The sequence below is a fragment of the Streptomyces sp. BE303 genome (assembly GCF_036290945.1).
In the GTDB taxonomy this organism is placed as follows: domain Bacteria; phylum Actinomycetota; class Actinomycetes; order Streptomycetales; family Streptomycetaceae; genus Kitasatospora.
The window spans coordinates 1-326 of record NZ_JAQYWZ010000258.1 but is presented as its reverse complement, the minus strand read 5'-3'; the positions used below and the strand labels follow the sequence as shown (position 1 = coordinate 326).

Annotated in this window: 1 protein-coding gene; it reads left to right on the top strand. The window is 72.4% G+C overall.

Going from position 1 to position 326, the window contains the following annotated elements; all coding sequences use genetic code 11:
- A partial coding sequence (locus tag PUR56_RS01865) for a beta-ketoacyl synthase N-terminal-like domain-containing protein (RefSeq protein ID WP_329947567.1) occupies positions 1-326 on the top strand: 326 nt, incomplete at both ends.

Genomic DNA, 326 nt, shown 5'->3' with positions numbered 1-326 from the left:
GCGAGCAGGTCGGCGTGTTCGCCGGAACCAACGGTCAGGACTACGTCGCGCTGCTGGACGACGGGTCCGAGGACGTCGCGGACTCGGCGGGCCACATCGGCACCGGGAACGCGGCGAGCGTGCTGTCCGGCCGCGTCTCGAACTCGTTCGGCCTGGAGGGGCCGGCGGTGACGGTGGACACGGCGAGCTCGTCGTCGCTGGTCGCGCTGCACCTGGCCGCGCAGGCGCTGCGGTCGGGCGAGTGCTCGATGGCGCTGGTCGGCGGCGTCACCGTGATGCCGAACCCGGATGTGTTCGTGGAGTTCTCGCGTCAGCGCGGGCTGGCT